Annotated in this window: 17 protein-coding genes; 14 read left to right on the plus strand and 3 right to left on the minus strand. The window is 75.3% G+C overall.

All coding sequences use genetic code 11. From position 1 onward, the window contains the following. The first annotated feature begins 49 nt into the window (after nucleotides 1-49). The 12 genes from AB0D01_RS22215 (at nucleotide 50) to AB0D01_RS22270 (ending at nucleotide 15,950) form a co-directional block, all read left to right on the plus strand. Nucleotides 50-2,728 carry a lantibiotic dehydratase gene (locus AB0D01_RS22215; RefSeq protein WP_363057787.1) on the plus strand — a complete coding sequence of 893 codons (2,679 nt, stop codon included), beginning with the start codon at nucleotides 50-52 and terminating at the stop codon, nucleotides 2,726-2,728. Then, entirely contained in the window at nucleotides 2,725-3,870 is a 1,146-nt protein-coding gene (locus AB0D01_RS22220; protein WP_363057789.1) for a hypothetical protein, read from the plus strand. Before AB0D01_RS22215 ends, AB0D01_RS22220 begins: the two co-directional genes overlap by 4 nt. Further along, a complete protein-coding gene (locus tag AB0D01_RS22225) occupies nucleotides 3,867-5,579 on the plus strand; it encodes a hypothetical protein (RefSeq protein WP_363057791.1) in 1,713 nt (570 codons plus the stop codon). The genes AB0D01_RS22220 and AB0D01_RS22225 overlap by 4 nt, the downstream gene beginning before the upstream one ends. Continuing rightward, complete coding sequence (locus AB0D01_RS22230) at nucleotides 5,576-7,531, plus strand: TOMM precursor leader peptide-binding protein (RefSeq protein ID WP_363057793.1); 1,956 nt, start codon at nucleotides 5,576-5,578, stop codon at nucleotides 7,529-7,531. The genes AB0D01_RS22225 and AB0D01_RS22230 overlap by 4 nt, the downstream gene beginning before the upstream one ends. A gap of 48 nt (nucleotides 7,532-7,579) precedes the next feature. After that, entirely contained in the window at nucleotides 7,580-9,325 is a 1,746-nt protein-coding gene (locus tag AB0D01_RS22235; RefSeq protein ID WP_363057795.1) for a thiopeptide-type bacteriocin biosynthesis protein, read from the plus strand. Then, entirely contained in the window at nucleotides 9,322-9,681 is a 360-nt protein-coding gene (locus AB0D01_RS22240) for a hypothetical protein (RefSeq protein WP_363057797.1), read from the plus strand. The genes AB0D01_RS22235 and AB0D01_RS22240 overlap by 4 nt, the downstream gene beginning before the upstream one ends. Then, the gene (locus AB0D01_RS22245) at nucleotides 9,662-11,575 is read left to right on the plus strand and encodes a hypothetical protein (protein ID WP_363057799.1); all 1,914 of its coding nucleotides are present in this window, start codon (nucleotides 9,662-9,664) and stop codon (nucleotides 11,573-11,575) included. The genes AB0D01_RS22240 and AB0D01_RS22245 overlap by 20 nt, the downstream gene beginning before the upstream one ends. Then, on the plus strand, nucleotides 11,568-12,323 hold the full coding sequence (locus AB0D01_RS22250; protein ID WP_363057801.1) for a hypothetical protein: 756 nt from the start codon (nucleotides 11,568-11,570) through the stop codon (nucleotides 12,321-12,323). Before AB0D01_RS22245 ends, AB0D01_RS22250 begins: the two co-directional genes overlap by 8 nt. Before the next feature lie 25 nt (nucleotides 12,324-12,348). Next, complete coding sequence (locus AB0D01_RS22255) at nucleotides 12,349-13,572, plus strand: hypothetical protein (protein WP_363057803.1); 1,224 nt, start codon at nucleotides 12,349-12,351, stop codon at nucleotides 13,570-13,572. 568 nt (nucleotides 13,573-14,140) lie between these two features. Then, entirely contained in the window at nucleotides 14,141-14,488 is a 348-nt protein-coding gene (locus AB0D01_RS22260; RefSeq protein WP_363057805.1) for a hypothetical protein, read from the plus strand. A 5-nt stretch (nucleotides 14,489-14,493) separates the two neighbouring features. Then, nucleotides 14,494-14,973, plus strand: a complete 480-nt coding sequence (locus tag AB0D01_RS22265; protein WP_363057807.1) for a hypothetical protein — start codon at nucleotides 14,494-14,496, stop codon at nucleotides 14,971-14,973. 821 nt (nucleotides 14,974-15,794) lie between these two features. Then, complete coding sequence (locus AB0D01_RS22270) at nucleotides 15,795-15,950, plus strand: hypothetical protein (RefSeq protein WP_363057809.1); 156 nt, start codon at nucleotides 15,795-15,797, stop codon at nucleotides 15,948-15,950. 7 nt (nucleotides 15,951-15,957) lie between these two features. On the opposite strand, the gene AB0D01_RS22275 is transcribed toward AB0D01_RS22270, so the two are convergent. Further along, nucleotides 15,958-16,086, minus strand: a complete 129-nt coding sequence (locus AB0D01_RS22275; RefSeq protein ID WP_363057811.1) for a hypothetical protein — start codon at nucleotides 16,084-16,086, stop codon at nucleotides 15,958-15,960. 658 nt (nucleotides 16,087-16,744) lie between these two features. Here AB0D01_RS22275 and AB0D01_RS22280 point away from each other — a divergent pair. Next, on the plus strand, nucleotides 16,745-18,094 hold the full coding sequence (locus AB0D01_RS22280; RefSeq protein WP_363057813.1) for a PQQ-binding-like beta-propeller repeat protein: 1,350 nt from the start codon (nucleotides 16,745-16,747) through the stop codon (nucleotides 18,092-18,094). 187 nt (nucleotides 18,095-18,281) lie between these two features. Here AB0D01_RS22280 and AB0D01_RS22285 read toward each other — a convergent pair whose 3' ends face one another. Next, a complete protein-coding gene (locus tag AB0D01_RS22285) occupies nucleotides 18,282-18,830 on the minus strand; it encodes a hypothetical protein (RefSeq protein ID WP_363057815.1) in 549 nt (182 codons plus the stop codon). A gap of 224 nt (nucleotides 18,831-19,054) precedes the next feature. Continuing rightward, nucleotides 19,055-19,432, minus strand: coding sequence for a helix-turn-helix domain-containing protein (locus AB0D01_RS22290; RefSeq protein WP_363057817.1), 378 nt, complete (start codon nucleotides 19,430-19,432; stop codon nucleotides 19,055-19,057). A 120-nt stretch (nucleotides 19,433-19,552) separates the two neighbouring features. On the opposite strand from AB0D01_RS22290, the gene AB0D01_RS22295 reads away from it, so the two are divergent. Next, complete coding sequence (locus tag AB0D01_RS22295; RefSeq protein ID WP_363057819.1) at nucleotides 19,553-20,428, plus strand: NAD(P)-binding domain-containing protein; 876 nt, start codon at nucleotides 19,553-19,555, stop codon at nucleotides 20,426-20,428. The last annotated feature ends 106 nt before the right edge of the window (nucleotides 20,429-20,534 follow it).

Here is a 20,534-nt window from a genome sequence, read left to right on the forward strand (position 1 = left end):
GCCCCCCGAGGGGGCGCCGTCGACAGACCTGACGCCAAGGAGACCCCGTATGCCGCGTGCAGCGGCCATCCACCCGGCGGGGCCCGATGCGGCCACTGCCGGGGCAGCCCGGACCGGGGCGGCGCCCTGGGTCCTGGTGCGTGCCAATCTCGTGACCGCCCCGCCCCGCCCCCGACTCCACCACCGAGAACTCGACGACATCCAGCTGCTGCGCGAGGAACGGCACCGGGACGCCCGCGCACTGCTGGCCGACCTGTACCCCCTGGGCAGCCGCGACCAGCGGCCCGGACTGCGACGCGCGGCGGTGGCATTGGCCCGGCGGATCCAGCGCGACCTGGACTCCGCGGCGGCGCTGCCCGCCGTACCGCCCGCGCCCGGGGGCGAACTCCCCGAGGCTGTCCGGGCGGCCGCCGAGCGGTGGCGCACCGCCCTCGGCGCCGAACGCGAGGCACTGGCACGGCTCTCCACCCTCGTCGAGAGACAACTCGCCGGCGAGCGGGCCTGGTTGTCGGCGACCCTGGCCGACCCGGCGCTCCAGCTCGCGGCCACCATGTCCAGCGCCTCGCTGGCGGCCACCGCCCGGCGCTACGCCGCTTCCGCGGGAGCACCCGACAAGCAGCTGCGCAAGCGCGAACCCCGGCTGCTGCGCACCGCCGCGCGCGCACTGCACCGCACCAGCCCCTTCTCCCACTACACCGCCGTCGGCCTGGCCTGGGACGAGCGCCACCGCGGCGACCTGCCGCTGTCCGACGGCCCCCTCGACCTGGCCCCCGCCACCGGCCTGGGCATCCGGCTGACCACCGACCTCGCCGCACTGCACCGCCTGGTCCGCGCACGCCTGGCCGCGCTGGGCGGGGCCGAGCCGCTCGTCGCCGCCACCCTCACGGCCGACGACGGCACCACCGTCGCCTTCCGACAGCCCGTGGACGACGCCGGCGGCCAGTCCCGGATCGTCGACGGCCGCAGCCGCACCGTCACCGTGCGGGCCGGCTTCGCCGTCCGCGCCGTGCTCGGCGCGCTGACCGCCGGCCCCCGCGCGCGCGGGGAGCTGGCCGCACTGCTCAGCGGCGGCGACCCCGAGCGGACCCCGCGCGCCGCGGCCCTGGTCGACCAGCTCCTGTCGGCCGGGGCACTGCGCCGGTGGGACCCGGTGGACCCCGACGACGCGGACCCCGTACGGGCCGCCGCCGACCGGCTGCGCGCCTTGGCGATCCCCGGCGGCGACGCGCTGGCCGACGACCTGGCCGCCATCGCCGACGCCACCGACGCCCTGCATCCGCAACGCGGCTCCGGCGACCGGGCGGCCGCCGTCGAAGCGCTCGCGCAGGCGTGGAGCACCGCCGGGGCGACGCCCGCCCGGCCCGCCTACGAGGACGTGTCCGCCACCCGCCCGGTGGTCTTCCCCACCGCGGCATGGGGCGAGGTCCAAGAAGACCTGGCCGCGCTCACGGCCGTGGCCGACATCTTCGACAACACCCACATCGGACACGCGATCCTGCACCGCTCCCTCACCGCCGAGGTCGGCGTCGGAGGCCTCATCCCCTTCGCCGAACTCGCCCGGCGGCTGCCCGAGTTCCTGGCCGGGCAGTCGCTCGACCGGGATCGGCTCGTGGCCGAGGTCTGCGCCGGCTACCCCGCCGTCGCCAAGCTGGTCGCGCTGCGCGCCGAGGCCGCCGCCGAACTCGCCGCCGCCGGCCGGGCCGGACAGCGCGAGCTCGTCTGGACGCCGGCCAGGCTCCGCCGCTGGGCCGATTCCGTGCCGCCCGAACTGCGTCGAGAACGCCAGGCCCTGGCCTACTTCGTCCAGCCCACCGGACAGGACACCCGGCCCGACGGGACGCCCCGGATCGACGGGGCCGTGCTCAACGCCGTGCACGACGGCTACGCCCAGATGACCTCCCGCTTCCTGAGCGGATGGGGCGACGGGGTCGTGTCGCGGATCCGGGCCCGGCTCGCAGAACTGCTGGGCACCGACGCGGTCGAACTGCGCCCCGTGCACGGCTTCAACGCCAACGTCCACCCGCAGCTGCTGGACCGCTCGTTCACCACCACCGACCGGCCCGGCCCCTCGGTCCCGGGCTCGGCCGTGCTCGATCCGGCGACCCTGAGCATCCGGGTCGGCGCCCACACCCTGAGCGCCGAGGACGCCGCCGGACGCCCCGTGCACCCCGCCTACTTCGGCTTCCTCGTGCCGTTCCTGCTCCCCGCCCGGGACGCCGCCCTCTACATGCTCGGGCGCGGCCCGCTGGTCCGGATGGACCTCGGCGCGGACGTCGAGCGGGAGAGCGACCCCGAGTCGATCGTGCACCACCCGCGGGTGACGGCCGGCCGGGTCGTGGTGACCCGCCGGGCCTGGACCATGCCGGCCGGGGCGTTCCCCGTCCGCGGTCCCGGCGACGACGACACGACCGCGCTGCTCGCCATGGAGGCCTTCCGCCGGCGCCACTCCGTCCCCGCCCGGGTCTTCGTCCGGGCCGAGCCGCAGGCCGAGGGCGCCTGGCAGCAGTTCGTGGCCATGCGCACCAAGCCCGTGCCGGTGGACCTCCGCTCGATGCTCGACCTGCGCTCACTCCCCGCCTGGACGGCGGGAGCGGCCCGGATCCGGATCACCGAGGCGCTGCCCGACACCGAGGGCCGCCCCACTGACCTGCTGACCGGCGACCGCTGCACCGAGTACGTCCTGGAGACCGTCGTGGCCCCCGGACCAGCCCCTCGTGAGGACTCATGACGAACGACCACAGCGCCGGGCTCCCCGTCCTGGTGATCTCCCACCACGCCGACACCAAGCTGGAACTCGCCACCGACCTCGCCGCCACGCTGCTCGCTGAAGGCGCGGGCACGGGCGGCGCCGGGCTCGGCCTCGAACGGCACTGGCTGCGCGGACCGCACATCCGGGTCTGGGGCGCCGAGGACCGCTTCGAGGCCGTGGCGGCACGTGCCGGCTCCGTACTCGCCCGCCACCGCTCGCCGCGGCCGCTGGACGGGCCCACCCACCTGGCCCGCTCGCAGGCCCTCGGCCGCGCCGAGCTCGTACCCGGCCCCTACGGACCACTGCGCCCGGACAACACCGTCGCGGTCGAGGAGCTGCCCGCCGAGCAGATCACCGGGCTCATCGGCACCGCCGGACTGCGCCTGAAGCAGCGGGTGATGGCCGAACTACTGCCCGCCCTCGCGGTGTCCCGGCCCCTGGGCGACCTGCCCGGCGCCATCCGGGTCATCGCGCCGATGGTCGCGCTGGCCGCCGCCTGGCCGGTCGGCGGAGTGCGCTCCGGACACCTCACCTACCGCTCCCACCTGGAGGAGTACCTCCACCTCAACGACCCCGACGGACTGCTGCGGACCCCCTTCGCCGAGCAGCACGCGCGGGTGGCGCCCTCCGTCGACCGGATCGTGGCGGACGTCCTCGACGGCATCGACGACGACCACCCAGACGGCGCCCGGCGCGGGCCGTACACCGGCGCCGACGAGGCCACCACCGCCTGGTCCGCGGCCTTCGGCCGCGCCCTCGCCCACGCGGCCGCCGCCGCCGGGCGGGGCGAACTGGGCGAGGACCTCGGCTCGGGCTACGCCGCCCGCGCCGCCCGACACTGGCCCGGGGAGCGGACCCGCTGGGAGTTCGGCGCCGACCGCGGCTACAGCGAGTTCCACCGGACCCTGCGCGGCCTCGACCACCTGCCCGAACGCGTCCACGTCGCCGAGTTCGCCGCCTACCGCTTCGTCGTCAACCAGTTCCTGCGCACCGTCCCGCTGCTCGACGTCTCCCCCGTGGAGCGCTACTTCGCGGCGTTCGCGCTGTGCGACTCCGTCGAGCGGCTGCTCGGCGCCGACTGGCGCGAACTCCTCGCCACCGGGGCGGAGGCCCGCTCATGACCGCACCCCTCGAAGCGCCGTCCACCGCACAGGGGGTACGGACCGATGCCCCGCCCGCCCCGCGGTCCGACACCCCGCGGCTGCGGCCCGGGGCCCGGGTGCGGGCCGTCGAGGACGGGCTGGTCCTGCACCGCGCCGGCGGCACCGTACGGCTGCGCACCGCCGCCGGGCTGCCCGCGCTCTGGCAGGCCGCCGGGATCGACCTCGTCAGCGGCCCCGAACCGGCGTCGGACGGCGCCCGGCGGGCACGGTCCGTGCTCACCGCGCTGCTCGACGAACACGGCCTGCTGGTCCGCCGGGAGGTCACCCCGACGGCGGCCCAGACCGCCGCCCTCGCCACCGACGACGCCTGGCACGATCCGGCCGGCCTTCAGTGGCTGGTCAGCGGTACGCCGCGGTGGACGGACGCCGCCCGCGCCGCCCTCGACGGTCAGGCCGACCCGGACCGGATCACCATCGGCGTGCCCGAACCGGGTCTGCTCCTGCGGGTGTCGGTACGCGACGCCGTGGACCGGCCGGTCGCCGGTGTCGCCGTACTGGCCCACGGCGACGGCGTCGCCGTCGCCGACGCAGCGGGCGCGGAGACCTTCGCGCGCTGGACGCGCGGCCTGGACGACGCCGACCGGCAGGCAGCGGGCCCGGTCGCCCCCCAAGCCGCGGTCGCCCCGGCCCTGGCGGCCGCCGTGGCCGTCCACCGGGTGCTGCGCACCCTCTCCGGCACGGCGCAGCCCCAGCTGTGGCACCGCGTCACCCGCGACGGCGTCCAGCTGCGCGCCCTGCCGGAACCGGCCGACCTCACCCCCCGGACGCCGCGCCCGCTCGGCGCGGCCCCGCGCACCGCCCCAGACGACTTCGGCCCGGTCATCGACGCCCTGTCCCGCGCCTGGGACCCGGAACTCGGCCCCTGGCGCGAGCCGCACCCCGGCCGGCTCCTCCAGATGCCCACTGCCATGACCTCCTGCGCCCTGCCCGCACCCGGCCCCTTCCCGACCGCCGGGCGGACGGTCGTCGGCCTCGGCGACACCCACGACGCCGCATGGGTGGCTGCCGCACTCGGCGCGGCCCGCCTCGCCGCCGCCGCCGTCGCTCCGCCCGGCGCCCACGCGGTGGCCGGGCTCGGGGACCTCGGCCTGGTCGCCGACCTCGCCGCCCGCACCGCCGTGGCCCTCGCGCCCCCCGTCGACGGGGCGCCGGGGCGGTGGGAGCCGGTCGACCCCCTTCCGGAGGCGGTCCGGATCCGCTGGGCGGAGGGCATGGCCGTACTGGCCCGTTCCGCGCCCGGCGCGGCCCCGCCCCGCCTCGGCGGTGTACGGCTGCACCGGGACGGTCCGCTGCCCGTCGCCGAGGCCGAGCTGTGGCCGGCGCACGCGGCCGAGCCCGTCCTCCACCGGGCCGCCGCCGCCGACGCCGACACCGCCGTGGCGGAGGCGCTGCGCCTGGCCGCCGCCCGGACCCAGCTGCTGGCCGGGGGCGGGGACGTCGACGCGGAACTCTCCGCTGAGGTCGTCGATCCGCGTGCCACCGCGCTCACGGCACTGGACGGGGACGCGGACCTCGTGGCGCGCCTGGAGGCCGGAGAGCCCGCGGCTCACCGGCAGGCCCTGGACCGCCTCGGAACGGCGCTCCCGGGAACGACCGTACGCCAGCTGCTGGTCGGGCCTCGGTGGCAGGAAGCCGCCGTTCACGTGGGATGGGTAGGTACGACATGAGTCTCCTGGCAACAGAGCCGCCGGCGAGCACGCCCTCGGCGACCGGGCCCTCGGCTACGGGCCCCTCGACGGCCGGCCCGCGCTCCGCCGCCCCCGCCCGGCAGCGGCTCCTGGACGAGCTGCGCGCCTGGGCGGCCGGGCAGAACCCGGCGCCGAAGGTCGTCGGCTTCGACGGATCCCCCGCCGAGGAAGCGAGCCCGCTCGACAATGCCGTCCGGGACCGGGGCCGCACGACCCTGGCGGCCCGCCTGATCGGCGACGTGCTCCAACTCGGTCCCCTCCTGCCCCCGAACGGCCGGGCCTGCCTGCTCTGCGCGGACAGCCGGCACCGGGCGGTGCTCGACGACACCGGGCTCAACCCCTCCGAGACCGGGGCCGGTCCGGAGGTCGCCGACGACCTCGGCCGCGCCCTGCCCGGGGCGCACTGGCTGCCCGCCCTGCCCGCCCTCCTGGACGAGCTCGGCGAGCGCACCCTGGAGTGCGACGAGGCGGCCGGCCGGCCGGTGCTCTGCCTCGACCTGGTCACCGGGACGCTCACCTGGCACCGGCTCACCCCGGTGGTCGGCTGCCCGGGCTGCGACCGCGGCGCCGAGGACCCGCAGCCCGGCCCCTTCGTGCCGCGGACCATGAGCGGCCCCGGATCGCTGCGCTGCCGGGAAGAACCCGACGGGGAACGGCTGGAACGCCTGCTGGTCGACCACCGCTTCGGCCCCATGCGCCGTGCCTACCGGGACGCCTTCGCCCCCGGCGCGCTGGTCGGCGTAGAGGTGGCGCTGCCGAACGTGCACCGGCGGCTGTGGGGGTACGGGCGCGGCGACGACCACGCCGGCGCCCGGACCGTCGGGCTCCTGGAGGCCGTCGAGCGCGAGAGCGGCTGCCGCCCGCAGCGCAGGCACCGTCGGGTCACCGCGAGCTATCTCGACCTCGGCGAGCAGGCCCTGGACCCGGCTGTCCTCGGGCTGCCCGCGGCCGGGTACGAGGACCACCCGGCCACGATTCTCGACCCGTACCGGCCCGACACCGTGACCACCTGGGTGCCGGCCTGGTCCCACGCGGAGCGGCGGGAGGTCCTGGTACCGGAGCACGTGGCGCACTACGGGGTGCCCTCCCGCCCGAACCAGGCGATGTTCCTCTACGAGTGCTCCAACGGCTGCGCGGTGGGGTCCAACCGCGAGGAGGCCACCCTGCACGCGGCGCTGGAGGTGCTCGAACGGGACGCCTTCCTGCTGCGCTGGTACGCCCGCGAGGCGGCGCCGCCGATCGTTCCCGAAGCGCTCACCGACCCGACCGCACTGCTCTTCCGGCAGCGTGCCCTGGCCGAGGGCTACAGCGTCCACCTCTTCGATGCGACCACGGACACCGGCGTCCCGGTGGTCCAGGCCCTGGCGATCGCCGCGGACCGTCCCGACGCCGCCAGCTTCTCGGCCGCAGGCGCCCACTTTGATCCGCAACGGGCCGCCCGCGCCGCCCTGTTGGAGGTCGTCGTGATGATCCTGCTCCAGGGCAGGCGCCCCGCCGTGGATCGGGCACAGCGGCTGCGGATGCTGGAAGACCCCACGCTGGTAAGGGACATGGAGGACCACGTCGCCCTCTACACCCTCCCGGAGGCGCTGCACCGCTTCGACTACCTGCTGGACTCCGGCCTGCCCGCCACGGACCTGGGCGACCGCCAGGAGGCCTGGGAGCGTACCCGGCGCAGCGACGACCTGACCGGACTCCTCACCCGGGTGCTGGACGGGATGACGGCGGCGGGTATGCCGCCGGTGGTCGTCGACCTGACCAGCCGGCGGGACGCCGCCCTCGGCCTGAGCACCGTCAAGCTCATCGCGCCCGGCGCGGTGCCGGTGACCTTCGGGCACGTCCACCACCGCACCACCGGACTGCCCCGGCTCGACCGGGCCAGGGCACGCACCGGACACCGCGGCGCACCGCTGCCGCACCCGTTTCCGTAGGCCCCGCCGGTCCACCGCCGCCGCGCCCCCATTCCCGAGGAATCCCCCATGCCCACCAGCACGGCCACGACCACGTGGCAGTCCCTGCATGTGTTTGCCCACGGCGACCGCACCACCGCCGACCACCTGTACCTCGCCGCGGCCGCGGAAGGCCGCCAGGCCGTCGAGAGCGGTCTCGCCGCCGGATGGTTCGCCCTGCGGTACTGGGAGGGCGGACCGCACGTACGGCTCCGGCTGTGCGATGCCCGGCCCGAGGCGGCCGATGCCGTCGCCGGCCGTCTGGCGGCCCTCACCGGCACCCTTCCGGGTGCCGCGCCGCTCGACCCGGACTCCTTCTACGCACACACCGCCGACCCGGACGGGGCCCGCAACCTCGGCTGGCAGCCGTCCGGCACGGTCCTGCGGCCCGCGTACGAGCCGGAGACCGCGCGCTACGGCGGCCCGCGCGCGCTGCCCCTCGGCGAGGAACTGTTCCAGCACTCCAGCGAGGTGGCCGCCGCCGCGCTCCCCGCCGTCCTGGCGGGCACCTCCCGGACCGGCGCCGCCCTCGGGCTGCTCGCCGGGCACGTCGCCGGTCTGCTGGACGCGGGCTTCGACGAGCACACCGTCGCCGCCGTGCTGCGTCGGTACGCGCTGTCCTGGGCCGCCCTGCCCGGGGCGCCCCGGGTGGACGTCGCGGCCGCCCGGTCCCGTGCCGAGGCGGAACACGACCGGCGGCCCGAGCAGTTCCGCTCGGCGGTGGCCCGGCTGCGCGGCCGGGCCACCGCCGGGGCCGGGGCCGCCGCCGGGCTGCCGGGCCGCTGGGCCGCCGCCGTGGCCCCGTACGCCCGCGGCCTGGAGGCCCTCGGGGACGACCTGCACCACGGTCCGTGGCCCGCGCTGACCAGCCAGTGGCACATGCTGGCGAACCGGCTGGGCATACCCGTCGCCGACGAGGCCTTCCTCGCCTGGCTGGCGAGCCTTGCGCTCGTCGGCGCGGAAGGCCCCGACGCCCTGCACGCGAGCGGCCGCAGCGCCGCCGACGACTTCCTCCAGGCGGCCAAGTTCCGGCGCGGCGCCATGGACCGCCAGGCCCCCCGCAAGGAGACGGACCGCCCCGACCCGGCCACCGCCCGCGACCTGCTGCCCGGCGCCCACGTCCCGCTGCCGGCCGCCGACCCCGCCCGGCTCGCCGCGCCGGACCTCGCGGACGCCCTCGGGCTGCGCCGCAGCGCCTACGGCCGCTTCGGGGGCGCACTGGACGCGGCCGACCTGGGAACCCTGCTCGGCCTCGCCGCCGGCGTGACCGCCACCGTGGACGTCGAGGAGGCCGGCCGGCCGGTACGGCTCGACCTGTACGCGCACCCCTCCGCGGGCGCCGTCCGCCCGGTCCTGCTCGACGTCGTCGTGCAGCGGGTGACCGGCATCGCCCCAGGCGCCTACCGCTACCTGCCCGGCCCGCACTCCCTCGCCCCCCGCACGGCGGTGGACACCGCCGCCCTGCTCGCCGCCTCCCCGTACACCGAGCCGCGCGGCGGCGGACCCCGGCCGGTGGCCGCGGAGGAGGCCCCCGCCCTGCTGCTGCTCGGCATCGCGCCGGCCGCCATCACCCCGCGCTACGGACAGCGCGGGATCCGCTTCGCCCTGCTCGAAGCGGGCCACCTCGCACAGAACCTGCTGCTCGCCGCCACCGCCCTCGGCCTCAAGACCCTTCCGATCGGCGGCTTCTACGACGACGAACTCGCCGTGGCCGCCGGCTGGGACGGCGTGTACACCCAGCCCCTCTACCTCGTCCCGGTCGGGGTGAAGCAGTGATCAGGTCCATGGACGAGGCCGTCGGCCACGCTGTCGACCCCTCCCTGGTCGCCGTGCCCAACCCCGACCTCCGCCGCCTCCTCGCGGCGCGCGGCCCGGAGCACCGGTTCGTCGCCGCCGAGCACCGCGCAAGGGCCCGGTTGGCCGTGGTGGAGCGGTCGGGCTGGCTGGTGGTCGGCGACGCCGCGCTGGCCGACGCCCACCAGCCCGTACCGACCGGCGCCCTGCCGCACCACGCGGCCGTCGCGGCCGGGCTGTTGCGACAGCTCGACGGGGCACGCCTGGGGGACTGGTACGCCCTCGACCTCCACGGGCAGCGGCTGCGGGGAGGCAACGGTGCCCCGGATCTCGGCTGACCAGCGCATCCCCGCCCTGATGGAGGCGGTGCGCGACGGCCGACTGCCGCCGCGCCCCGTGCCGGGCCGCCCGCCCGCCGGCCTCGGCGTCGGCCACGGCCCCGCCGGTCTCCTGGTGACCGGCGGCCCCCGCACCTGGCGGCTCGACGGCACGGCGGGCACCCGGCTCGGCGAGGTACTGGACGGCCGTCCGGCCGATGCCCGCGAGGCCGACCTCCTGCACGCCCTCGGCCTCTGGGAGCAGGACGACACCCAGCCCGCCGGGGACCGGACCCGGTCCTTCCACGATCCGGCCGTACGCGGCGCGGCCCTGCGGTTCTGCGGCCGCTGGGCCGCGACCACCCGGCGCCACTCCGGCGGGGCGGCCGTGCTCGACGCCTGGCGGCAGGTCCGGCCGGTCGTCGTCGGGGACTCCGCGCTGGCCCGGGAGCTGGTACGGGAACTGGCGCGGAGCTGGCCCGCCACGACGGGGGCCCGGGAGCTGCTGCTGGTCGTCGACCGCGCTCCGGACCCGGCCGAGACCAGGCCCCAGCTCCCGGTCGGCGCCGCGGGCGGCACCGTCGCGGTCGGCCCCTGGACCGAGCCCGGCGAAACCCCGTGCCCGGTCTGCGTCGCCCGTCGTCACCCCGCCGCGGGCCCGGTGACGGGAGACCTCGGGCTGCTGGCCGCCCTCGCGGTCGCCGAAGCGGTCCACACCGTCGCCGGGATCGGCCGCGGCGCCCGCCCCGGCCTGGTGGTCGAGCACACCCCCGGCTCCGGCACCACCCGGGCCCACGGCATCGGACCCGCCCCCGACTGCGTCCGCTGCGCGGGCCGGCCCGCCCGCCCGGACCGGGCCCGTACAGCCGCCGAGGCCCTGCCCGCCGTACTGCTGGACGCAGCGCCGCCGCGCCGCTGGCGCGCACCGGCCGCCGAGGAGGTCCACTTCACGCAGGCCGCCGTCGGCCTCCAGCACGCGGTGCTCCCCGGCGAGCCGCTGACCGCGGACCTGGTGGCGCTGGACTCCGAGCCCCGCTGGACGCGGTTCCTCGTCAGGGTCGCGGGCCGCCGGTCCGCCGACCCCGCAATCGACCGCTGGGCCCCCTCGGCGGGCAACCTCGGCGCGGGCGCGCTGATCGCCCCCGGCCGCGACGGGGCCCTGCTCCTCCAGCCGCGGCACGACTCGGACGATCCGGCCGCACTGCAGGCGGCGCACCTCCCCTGCGGGACCCCCGACGGCGGCTTCGGACTGGCGGTCGACGTCGCGCGGCTGGTGGGCAAGTACGGCGACCCCGGGCGGCGGATCGCCTCCGCCGAAGCGGGCGCGCTGCTCGCGCAGACCGTCACGGCAGCTTCAGCGGCCGGTCTGCGGGCCCGGGTGTGCGCCGCCCGCCCGCCCGAACTGCCGCCGGGGTTCCTGGCGTTCGGCGGCATCGAGGTCACGCCGGGGCACCGGCGGAGCCCCCTGGCCGAGGCCGGGCTCCGGGCCCGCCGCAGCCGGCGCGACCTGCACTGGCGCCCGGCCGACCGGAGCTCCCTCGCGCTCGCCCTGCGCCGGGCCCGCGCCCGCGCCCGCGCCGCCGGGATCGACACCTCGGGCATCCGCCTGACCCTGCTCGCGCCCGGAACCGCGGGCGACGTCCTCATGCAGCCCGACCTGCCCGGACGGGCCGCGCTCCTGCTGGCCCACACGGACCTCACGCTGCGCCCGGACCTCGACCCCGACGTCCTGCGGGACGCGGCCGCGCTGCTGGCCCTCGTAGCGCTCGCCGGCGGTGCGGCCGGCCTGCACTCCTGCCTGGTCCACGGCATCGTCCCGGTGGTCGCCGCGGCCCGGCTCGGCGGGGGCTTGATCGACCGCACAGCACTGATCGGCCTCCTGGTGGGCCACGAGAACGGAGAAGGACATGCCTGACCCAGCGACCCCGCCGAGGACGGCAACCCCGCCGATCCCGGCACCGGCGCCGACACCGCGGGTGGTGGTGCTGCGGCCCGCCACGGTGGCCGTACCGACACCGGACGGACTGTTCGTCCGCACCCTCCGGGGTGAACACACCCTCGACGCACCCGCCCTCGGCCGGAGCTGGCCGCGGCTGGCGGGCCACCTCGAAGCGGGCGTCGAGCCCGGGCGGCTGCCCCGCTCGCTCCTCGACGCCCTGCTCGGCACCGGGGCGGCCGTCCTGGTACCCGCCGACTTCGCTTCCTCGGCGCTGCCCTGGCACCGCTACGCCCTCGCCTGGGCCGCCGACCCGCAGGCCGCGATCGACCGCATCGCGGCGACGGTCTGGGAACCGGTCGGCGACCGGATCGAGACCGGCGCGGTGCGGGCCGCCGCCCACGACTGGGGTCTGGAGCAGCTCCTGCCCGCCCGCCCCGGCACCGGACTGACGCTCCACGCACGGAGCGGCGCGACGACCACCGGGTTCCGGCTGACCGCGGAGGGCGGCGTCCTCGTGGCCGAACGGGTCGGCCCGGACGCGGCGGCCGCCCGGTTGCCGCACTCCTTCGCCCCTCCCGTCCGCGCGGTGGCCGCCGCGGCCGTACTTCACGCCGCGCTCGCCCTCGCCTCCGGACCCGACGGATGGAGCTGGCCCGAGCTGCCGGTGTCCGTCGATCCCCGGACCCTCTCCCTCACCGGCGCCGACGGCTCGTCCAGCCGTTAGCCCAAGTCCACCAAGGAGTCCCCCGTTGACCCGCACCACCGAGATCGACAGCGGCCCGGCCTCCGCCTCCGCCGGACGCGAGCTGTGGGACCTCGTCGCGAGCGGCCGCCCGCAGGGCCACCCCGTCTACCTCCGGCCGGTCCCGGAGCCCGGGCCCGCGCTCAAGCTGCCGTACCCCGGAACGGACCCGCTGGACGGCGGCGAGGCCCACGTCGCGGCGACGGCGGGCCGGTTGCCCCCGCTGTCCGCCCTCACGGCGATCGTCGACGGCACCCTCGGGATGCGCCGACTCGAACCCCGGGACCTCGTCGGCCCCCACGCCGCCACCGCCTCCATCCGGGGCGTCCGGGTCGCCCGGCTCACCCTCACCGCCGACGGACAGGGCGCCGAGTACGACCCCGCGCGCTACGCCCTGGTGCCCGCGCGGGCCCCCTTCGTCCCCACCGGTCTGCGCCTCGAAGCGGACCTCCGCCGCGTCCCGGAGGGCTACGCTCCCGTGCGCGAGGTCGTCGGCCTCCTCGAAGCCGGGATGCACCACGCCACCGCGGCCTGGCTCACCGGCCTGCTCCTTCCCGCCTGGCCCCGCACCGACGCCGGGCCGACGCCCGACCGCACCCCGGTCTCGGCCTGGCACGAGCCCGGCACCCCGTGCGCCCGGCCGCACCCGGCCGCGCCCCTCTGGCCGCTCGACCCCGACTCCTTCGCCCGTCCCTTCGGCGACCTGCTCGCCGGCCGCGGGGTGCTGGACGTGCTGTGCCGCCGCAGTGCGGGCCGGGGCCCGCTGGGCCTCGTACCCAGCCGCAGGCCCGACCCCCGGGGACCGCGGGCGCTCCCCGACCTGCTGAAGGCGGCCGCTGCGGACCTCGGGCTGCCCTCTTCGAAGGGCGCGCCGCTGCGGCTGGTGCCGGTCTCCCCGGACGCGGTCGCCTCGGCCTTCACCTATCCGGCGCACCGGGTGGACGCGGCCGCCTGCGACACCGGCTTCCTGCTGGTCGGCCGTCAGGACCTCGCCGCCGGACCCGAGGCCGTGCGCGGCGCCCTGCTGGCGGCCGGTGCCTGCTACCAGCGGCTCGCCCTGGCCGCGGGCGCCCACGGGTACTTCCTGCGGCCGGTACGCAGCGTCCGCGCGCCCGAACTGGCGGCCGCCGCACGGCTGGAGCCCGACGAGACGATCCTGCTCACCCTCCTCGCAGGGCGCGGCCGGTACACCGAGCTCTCCCTCCCGAGCGGCTACCCGCCGACCCGCTGACGGCGGCGGCCGGTCGGGGCGCCCTCCTGGCGGTCCGCGGGCGCCGGGCGGGGCCGGTGGCGTCGGTAGCGGTCGGATGACGTAGTGGTGGTCGTGGCGCCGGCCGTCCCGGGTGGGACCTGCTTCGGCGAGGTAGGGGTGGTCCGGGGGCAGTTCGGCGTGGACGTGCTCGGTCCGCGACGGGGCGCGGGCGGGCCGCAGGGCCGTCGCGGCCACGGTGGCCGCCGGCGCGACGACGCCCAGGACGGCGGCCGTGGCGGGAAGCCGGCGCCCGCGGCAAGCCGGCCCGCGAGCGGGTAGGTGAGCAGCCGGCAGGTGTGGGAGAGGGCACGACCTTCTGCTCAGCTCCCCCGAGGCCGGGGAACTGGATCAGCTGGTTGCGGACTGCTCGGCTGAGATCTGCCCCCGTGCTTCAAACGCCAGGCCCTTTCCCCGCCCCCTGACGGTGGGGAAGGCTGCGTCGCCTCCCTGCAGCCGGCCTGGCTTGCGTGAGCGCTGCGTGCGCGGACCGGGTGGCACGGGGTGGATTGGGCGGGACGGGCGTTCAGGGGCGCAGCCCGACAAGGAGGTGGTCCGCGGCCAGCTGCTGCGCCTGCCCGGGAAGACGGACACGGACTACGAGTTCGACGGGCGCGTACGGCTCCTCGCCGAGGACCTGGCCCTCCTCAGCGCCAACCCCGACCACCTCGCGGGCGCCTGCGCCCAGCTCGCCGCCCTGGACCAGCCGGGCGTCGTTTCCCACCCACCGAGCCGGACCCTGATCCGCGTCTTCGACGGCAACCTCCCGCCGACCACGACCACCCGGCCCGGCTTCTGGAACGCCACAACGAGCAGCGCCGTGCCGAGATCCTGGCCGCGCTCGCCGCCAACCCGCACACCCCGCACAACCCGCACGCCGCCGTCACCGACACCCTGAACGTGATGCACCCCGCCGAACTGGCCCGGATCGCCGAGAATACCGGCGGCCCGGCCTGGTTCCTGGAGGCGGCGGCCGCCGTCCCGGCCCCCGAAGACGAAGACGAAGACGAAGACGACGGCGTTCTGCGGCTGCTGGGCGACGACGAACTGGACCAGCACCCCGACCCCGCGGCCGTCCTGCAGTCCCGGCTCGACTCCCCCGCCACCGACGACATCCTCTCCCGCTCCGAGATCTACCGGGCCCTGCTCAAGTCCCGGCACCACACCCTGGAGCACCTGCGTCAGATCCCCGCCGACGAGGTCCTCTCCCGCAACGAACCCGCGATCGTGCTGACGATCCTGCTGGAGCACTGCGGGCACAGCACCGGCCGGTGGGAAGCCCTCGCCGCCGCCATGACCTTCGAGTACGACGACACCAAGGTCACCTTCGGCAAACTCCTCGACTCCCTGGACGGCGCCCCCGCGACCACCCCGAACTCCTGACCCGCGCGCAATTCGCGCTGCTCGTGCAGGGCGAGTTCAACGACCGTCGCCCGTGCGGACCAATACGGTGGCCACACCGCCCGCACACCGCACACCGCCTGGCGCGCGGCACGGGCGGGTACCGCCGGCGCAGGACGGGAGGACGACCGGGATGACGCAGGCCGCAGTGAGTGAGCTCGACGAACGGGTGCCGGGGCGCCGCTGGACGGTGCGTCTGGACGCCGCCGGTCGGGGCAGTGCAACGGTGCGCATCTCGTGCAGCCGACCCGGCTGTTCCGAGCAGCGTCTGCCGTCCGCGGCCGCCGGCCGTGCAGCCGCAGTCGCCCACATCAAGGCCCACCTACGCGCCGCCCCTGCTCCGAGGGCCACCGCGTACTGCGCATGCCGGCTGACGGACTGCCGCACCCATCTTCCCGACACCGGCCGGTCGCGTACGGAGCCCTGGCGGTGCGGCGGGCGGGTCGTCGTGGCCGTGGTCACCGATCGGGAAGCCCGCTGGTGGGAGGTGATGGAGTGCTGCTCCCGCTGCGCGGCCGCCACCCCCGGAGCGAAGACCGCGGCCACCTCCCGGCCGCCCACGGCCACCGACCAGCCGGCTACCCCGGCCACAGGTACATCCCCGGCCGCAGGCGTGGGCACGGGGGCGCCGCGGTTCTCCGACCACCAAGCCACTGGCCCACTGCCGGCTCCCCGCATCGCACCTGCGCGGCGCCGCCCACCCCAGGCGAAGATCGCCCAGCGGATCATTCCCCACGATCTGCGGCCCGTCGCCCTGCGGGACGAACTCCCACGTCCTTGACGACTGCGGCTTTCCTCCTCGGATGATCCGCAGCACCCGCCTCGTCGACCTCGTGAACACGATGGACCCCAAACTCGTTGCCGCCGCCTTCGGCATGGACCCGCAGGCCACCCTCATCTACCTGTCCGACCTCATCGACGAGACCCGCATGTCGCAATGGGAGGTCTCCCAGGCCTGATCTCCAGTCAGAGCTCGTAGGGATAGAGAGCGATCTTCTCGCGCTCGATAAAGAGCTCGACCCATGTGCCGGCCACGTCATCGGGCAACGGCTCCGCCAGATCCAGCAGGATGATCGCGTCGTCCAAGTCCAGCACGCCGACACCGAAGAATCCGGGAGCCCGCCGACTGCCACATCAGGGCCGCAGAAACACGAAGCCCGGGGCAGGCGGCAGAGCTGCACCCGGGAAGGACAACGAACTGCGGGGTGGGTGACGCAACTCAGGCCGGCGCGACGTCCGCCCCCGGACACGTGCGACACGACAGCACGCGGGGAAACGCGGACGACTACACGGCCTGGTTGATGAGAAGCCACCTCAAGATCACCGCAGAAGGAACAGGAAATCCCTGCCGCCGAGACCGGCACAGGAACCCGACCACCGTACGACATCCCAAACCTCCGCCGTACGTCAGATAACGACCCCCGTCCCGGCGGGCCGCACTCCAGTGAGGGAGCCCTCCGCGATCGCCGACGCGGCCCCGCGCACGTCTCCCGGGTGGAAGTAATACCGGCGTCGGCTCCGCACCACAGGTGCCCAGGTCCTTCCCGGCTCCGACGTGTACGGCATGCCTCCCCCTCGGAAACAGCGGACCTCCAGTACACATCCGCCGCAAGGTCCAGCCGTACCGGTACGAAGTCGGGAACCAGCTACCCACTCGCCCTCCCGGCGCCATGCCTATGATCCCCTCGCCACAGATCATGTGACGCCCTGCCGGCTGCCGGTCCGGGACGTCACTCCAGGGGGGAGCGAGCTCATGGCCGCGACAACGGCGCAAGCGAACGGCGGCGAGGCAAGCGGGGAGGCGAGCGGGGAGCCGTCCGCGCATCGGAGACCGGGCCGGCGACGCGTCCTGATCGGGTGCGGGGTGGCCCTGGCCCTGGTCTGCGGGGTCCCCGCGGCCTTCTTCGCCGCGGGCCGTGTCCCCGGCGACTCGATGGACGTCGCCTGGCAGACCCCTGCGGACGTCCGGGCCATCGACGCGGGCGACCAGGGGCGGCGGGCCGACGGCGACGGGTCCTGGCTGGTCGGTGACACCCTGGTGCGCAGCGGGTTCAACGGGGCGGCCGGCCAGGACGCCGGGACCGGACGGAGGGTCTGGGAGTACCGGTCACCGGGAAATGCCAAGCTCTGCGCCGCCGACGCCGATGTCGACAGCGCCGTCCTGGTCGTCACCCGGGACGACGAGAACCGGCCCCCCTCGGCGAAGAAGGACCTGTGCACGGTGGTCGCCGGGGTCGACATGAGGACAGGCCGCGAGCTGTGGCGCACGTCGGCCCCGGCGGCGCCCACCGAGGTGATCTCGTACGCTTTCCGGCGTCCTGCCGTGCACGCGGGCGGCGGCCTCGCCGTACTCGCCCACCAGGCGTTGCGCGCCTTCGACGTCCGCACCGGCGCACCCCGCTGGACCGCGGCCCTTCCCGCCGGCTGCGCGGTGGCCCACGCGCGGCCGGCCGCACGGCACGTCGGCGCTCTCCTCGGCTGCGGAGGGACGGGGAGGAAGGAGCCGGACGGTTTCTCCCGGGACGCCGAACTGCACGCCGCCGCCTTCGATCCGGCCACCGGCCGGCTCCTGTGGGACGCCTCCCTCGGCGACCGGGAACCGGTCACCTGGACCGGTGGCAACGTCTTCCTCATGTCCGCCGACCCGGTGATCGTGGCCAACTCCGAGGCCGCGTACTCCTTCAGCGACGACGGGCGACCCAACCCGCCCGTCGAGGGGTCGCTGGGTGACCGGAGCATCGCCGTCACGGCCGGCACCACCCTCTTCACCTCCATCGTCACCGGGGGCGGCGGCACCACCAGGCACAAGAGCCCGTACCGGGAGAGCGTCCTGGCCATCGAGTTGACCACCGGCCGCCTGCTGTGGAGGGCGGACGTCGACGTCGACATCGCAGCCTTCCACCTCCGCGACGGAAGACTGACCGTGGTGGGCGAAAGGCGACCCCTGGCCCTGTACGCCGCCTCGCAGCTGCACCTCCTCGATGCCGCCACCGGCCGGGAACTCGACGAACGGCGCTTCCACTACGGCGAGTTCCCCGCGGGAAACGCCTTCGCCCACAAGGACCTGCTCATCATCGGCGGCACCGCGTACAGGCGTACGTGACGCACCCCGCCCACAAGCCCGCCGCGCCGCCCGCGGCGATGTCGGCGCTCCGAGCCCATGAACAGGTCGATCCTCCGCCGGACCACCGAGGCCGACACCGACGACACCACGTTCACGAAGTCAGTGGTAGTTGAGTCGAAAGGGGCGAGGATGGCGAGATGGTGCGCTTCGGGCAGCACAGAGGGCCTCACCAGTACCGAGGCTCGGGCTCCTCCCACTCGTCTTTCGGGCGCATCTCGCCGTACAGCCGGGTGACGCGCAGACGGAGCATCACGCTCTGGCGCTCCGCGGTCCGCCGAAACAGCTCCTCCTGGTCTCCCTTGGAAAACCACAGGTACTTCCAGGCCTCTTGGCCGACCTCGTCGCCGGGCTCCCGGCACGGCTCGGATATCTCCACGTGCCCGTCGGCAGCCACCCAGAACCTGTTCTCCTCACCCCCCTTGACCATGCGCGCCCAGGGCTTCGCCTGGAACCTCCGGACGAGTTCGCCGTCTTGATCAGCGAGCAGGCGTACGATCCGATCCCGTGCGTCCCAGCTGTAGCTGGTCAGACGACCCCACAGCGCGTGCCCGGGGAACCGGCCCATCTCATCGGGGTCGGCGTAGGCGAACAGATGCCCCATCCCGTCATAGAGGTCGAACCCGCGCCGGAAGCCGAACCACTGACAGGCCTCTTCTTCGGTCAGCAGGCGTGCCCCGTCACGGAACCCGCCCGCGTCCGCATCGTTCGATTCCACGTTTCCCCCGGCGCAGCTCGGCCGACGTGCCCTCCGCACGTCCACGTCCCACCCACCATAAGGCGCGCCCGTACGCGACTCCGGGCGAGGTGGGGGCCGGCGCCACGGCTCGCCGGCCCGTCTCGCCAAGCGGACAGTGCTTCGTGTGATCGCGATGCGGCGCGGCAACCGGATGCTCGCTCTGTCCTCGGTGGGACACCTCCGCCCAACCGGGCTACCCGCCTCTACTGCCGTTCTGTCGAGCCGACGTCGGTGAGGACGCGTTCCGCTCCGATCCGCTGAATGCGTTCGGTGCCCCATTCCCCCAAGGACCTCAGAGCCGCGTTGAGCGAGATGCCGTGCTCCGTCAGGGAGTACTCGACCTTCGGCGGGACCTCGCGGTACACCTCTCGATGTACGAGCCCGTCTTCTTCCATCTCCCGCAGATGCTGGATCAGCATCTTCTCGCTCACGCCGGGCAGCCCACGACGGAGCTCGGCGAACCGGCGGGTCCCGTGATGGTGGAGCTCCCAGAGAATGAGCGATTTCCACTTCCCGGCGACCACATCCATCGCCGCGTCGATTCCACAGAAATAGGGACCGCGTCGCGCTGCCGTTGCCATCAGCCCTCCCTGGGGTACTTACTCGCAGGTGAGTACCTGACCAAATAGTCCGTACTGGTCAACCCTACCGACTGGGAGGAGGATCGAATCGAACGCGAACACGAGGGGAAGCAAACGAAGATGACCACTGACAACACGCTGCGGGTGAGTGTTCTCGGGCTGGGGGCGATGGGCAGTGCTCTCGCGAGCACGCTGGTGAAGGCCGGTTACGCGACCACGTGCTGGAACCGCTCACCGGGAAAGGCGGACGACCTCGTCGCCCAGGGGGCCTTGAGCACCGATACGGCCGGCGATGCGGTCCGGGCCGGGCGATTGGTGGTCGTCTGTCTGCTGGATCACGCGTCGGTCCGTGAGGTGCTCGATCCGCTCACCGACGAGCTGGCCGGGCGAACACTGGTCAATGTGACGACGACGTCGCCGGCCCAGTCACGGGAGTTGGCGGATTGGGCCACCCGGGCCGGGGTCACCTATCTGGACGGCGGCGTCATGGCCGTACCGCACATGATCGGCCGGCCTGGGGCTTCGATCCTCTACAGCGGATCGTCCGATGCCTTCCATCAGCACAAGGCTCTGCTCGACCTGTGGGGCAGCAGTACCTACTTCGGTGAGGATGCCGGGCTGGCCTCTCTGTACGACCTCGCCCTGCTCGCGGGCATGTACGTCATGTTCGCCGGATTCATGCACGGCGCCGCCATGGTCGCGCCGGCCGGTATCACGGCCGGAGAGTTCGCGGCCAAGGCCGCGCCCTGGCTGACCTCCATGACGGGCGCCTTCGAAGGTTTCGCCGCCGTCATCGACGGCGGGGACTACACCGTCGAAGGGCAGCAGAGCCTGCGCTTCTCCGACCTCGGCGACCTCCTCGCCGCCAGTTCCGACCAGGGGATCAGCACCGAGGTGGTCACCATGGTCCAGCGGCTCATCCGGCGCCAGATCGACGCCGGCCACGGAGAGGAAGGCTTCGCCCGCATCATCGAGAGCATCAGGCAACCGGGCTGAGAACTCCGCAACGCTCCGTAGCGTGTTCGGTCGGCTGATACGTGGGTCTCCGCGCAGAGTGGTGTGGCATCGGCGCCCACCCGGTCGAGTGACTTCCGTGGGCGTT

It is taken from the genome of Streptomyces sp. NPDC048606 (assembly GCF_040650855.1).
Classification (GTDB): Bacteria; Actinomycetota; Actinomycetes; order Streptomycetales; family Streptomycetaceae; genus Streptomyces.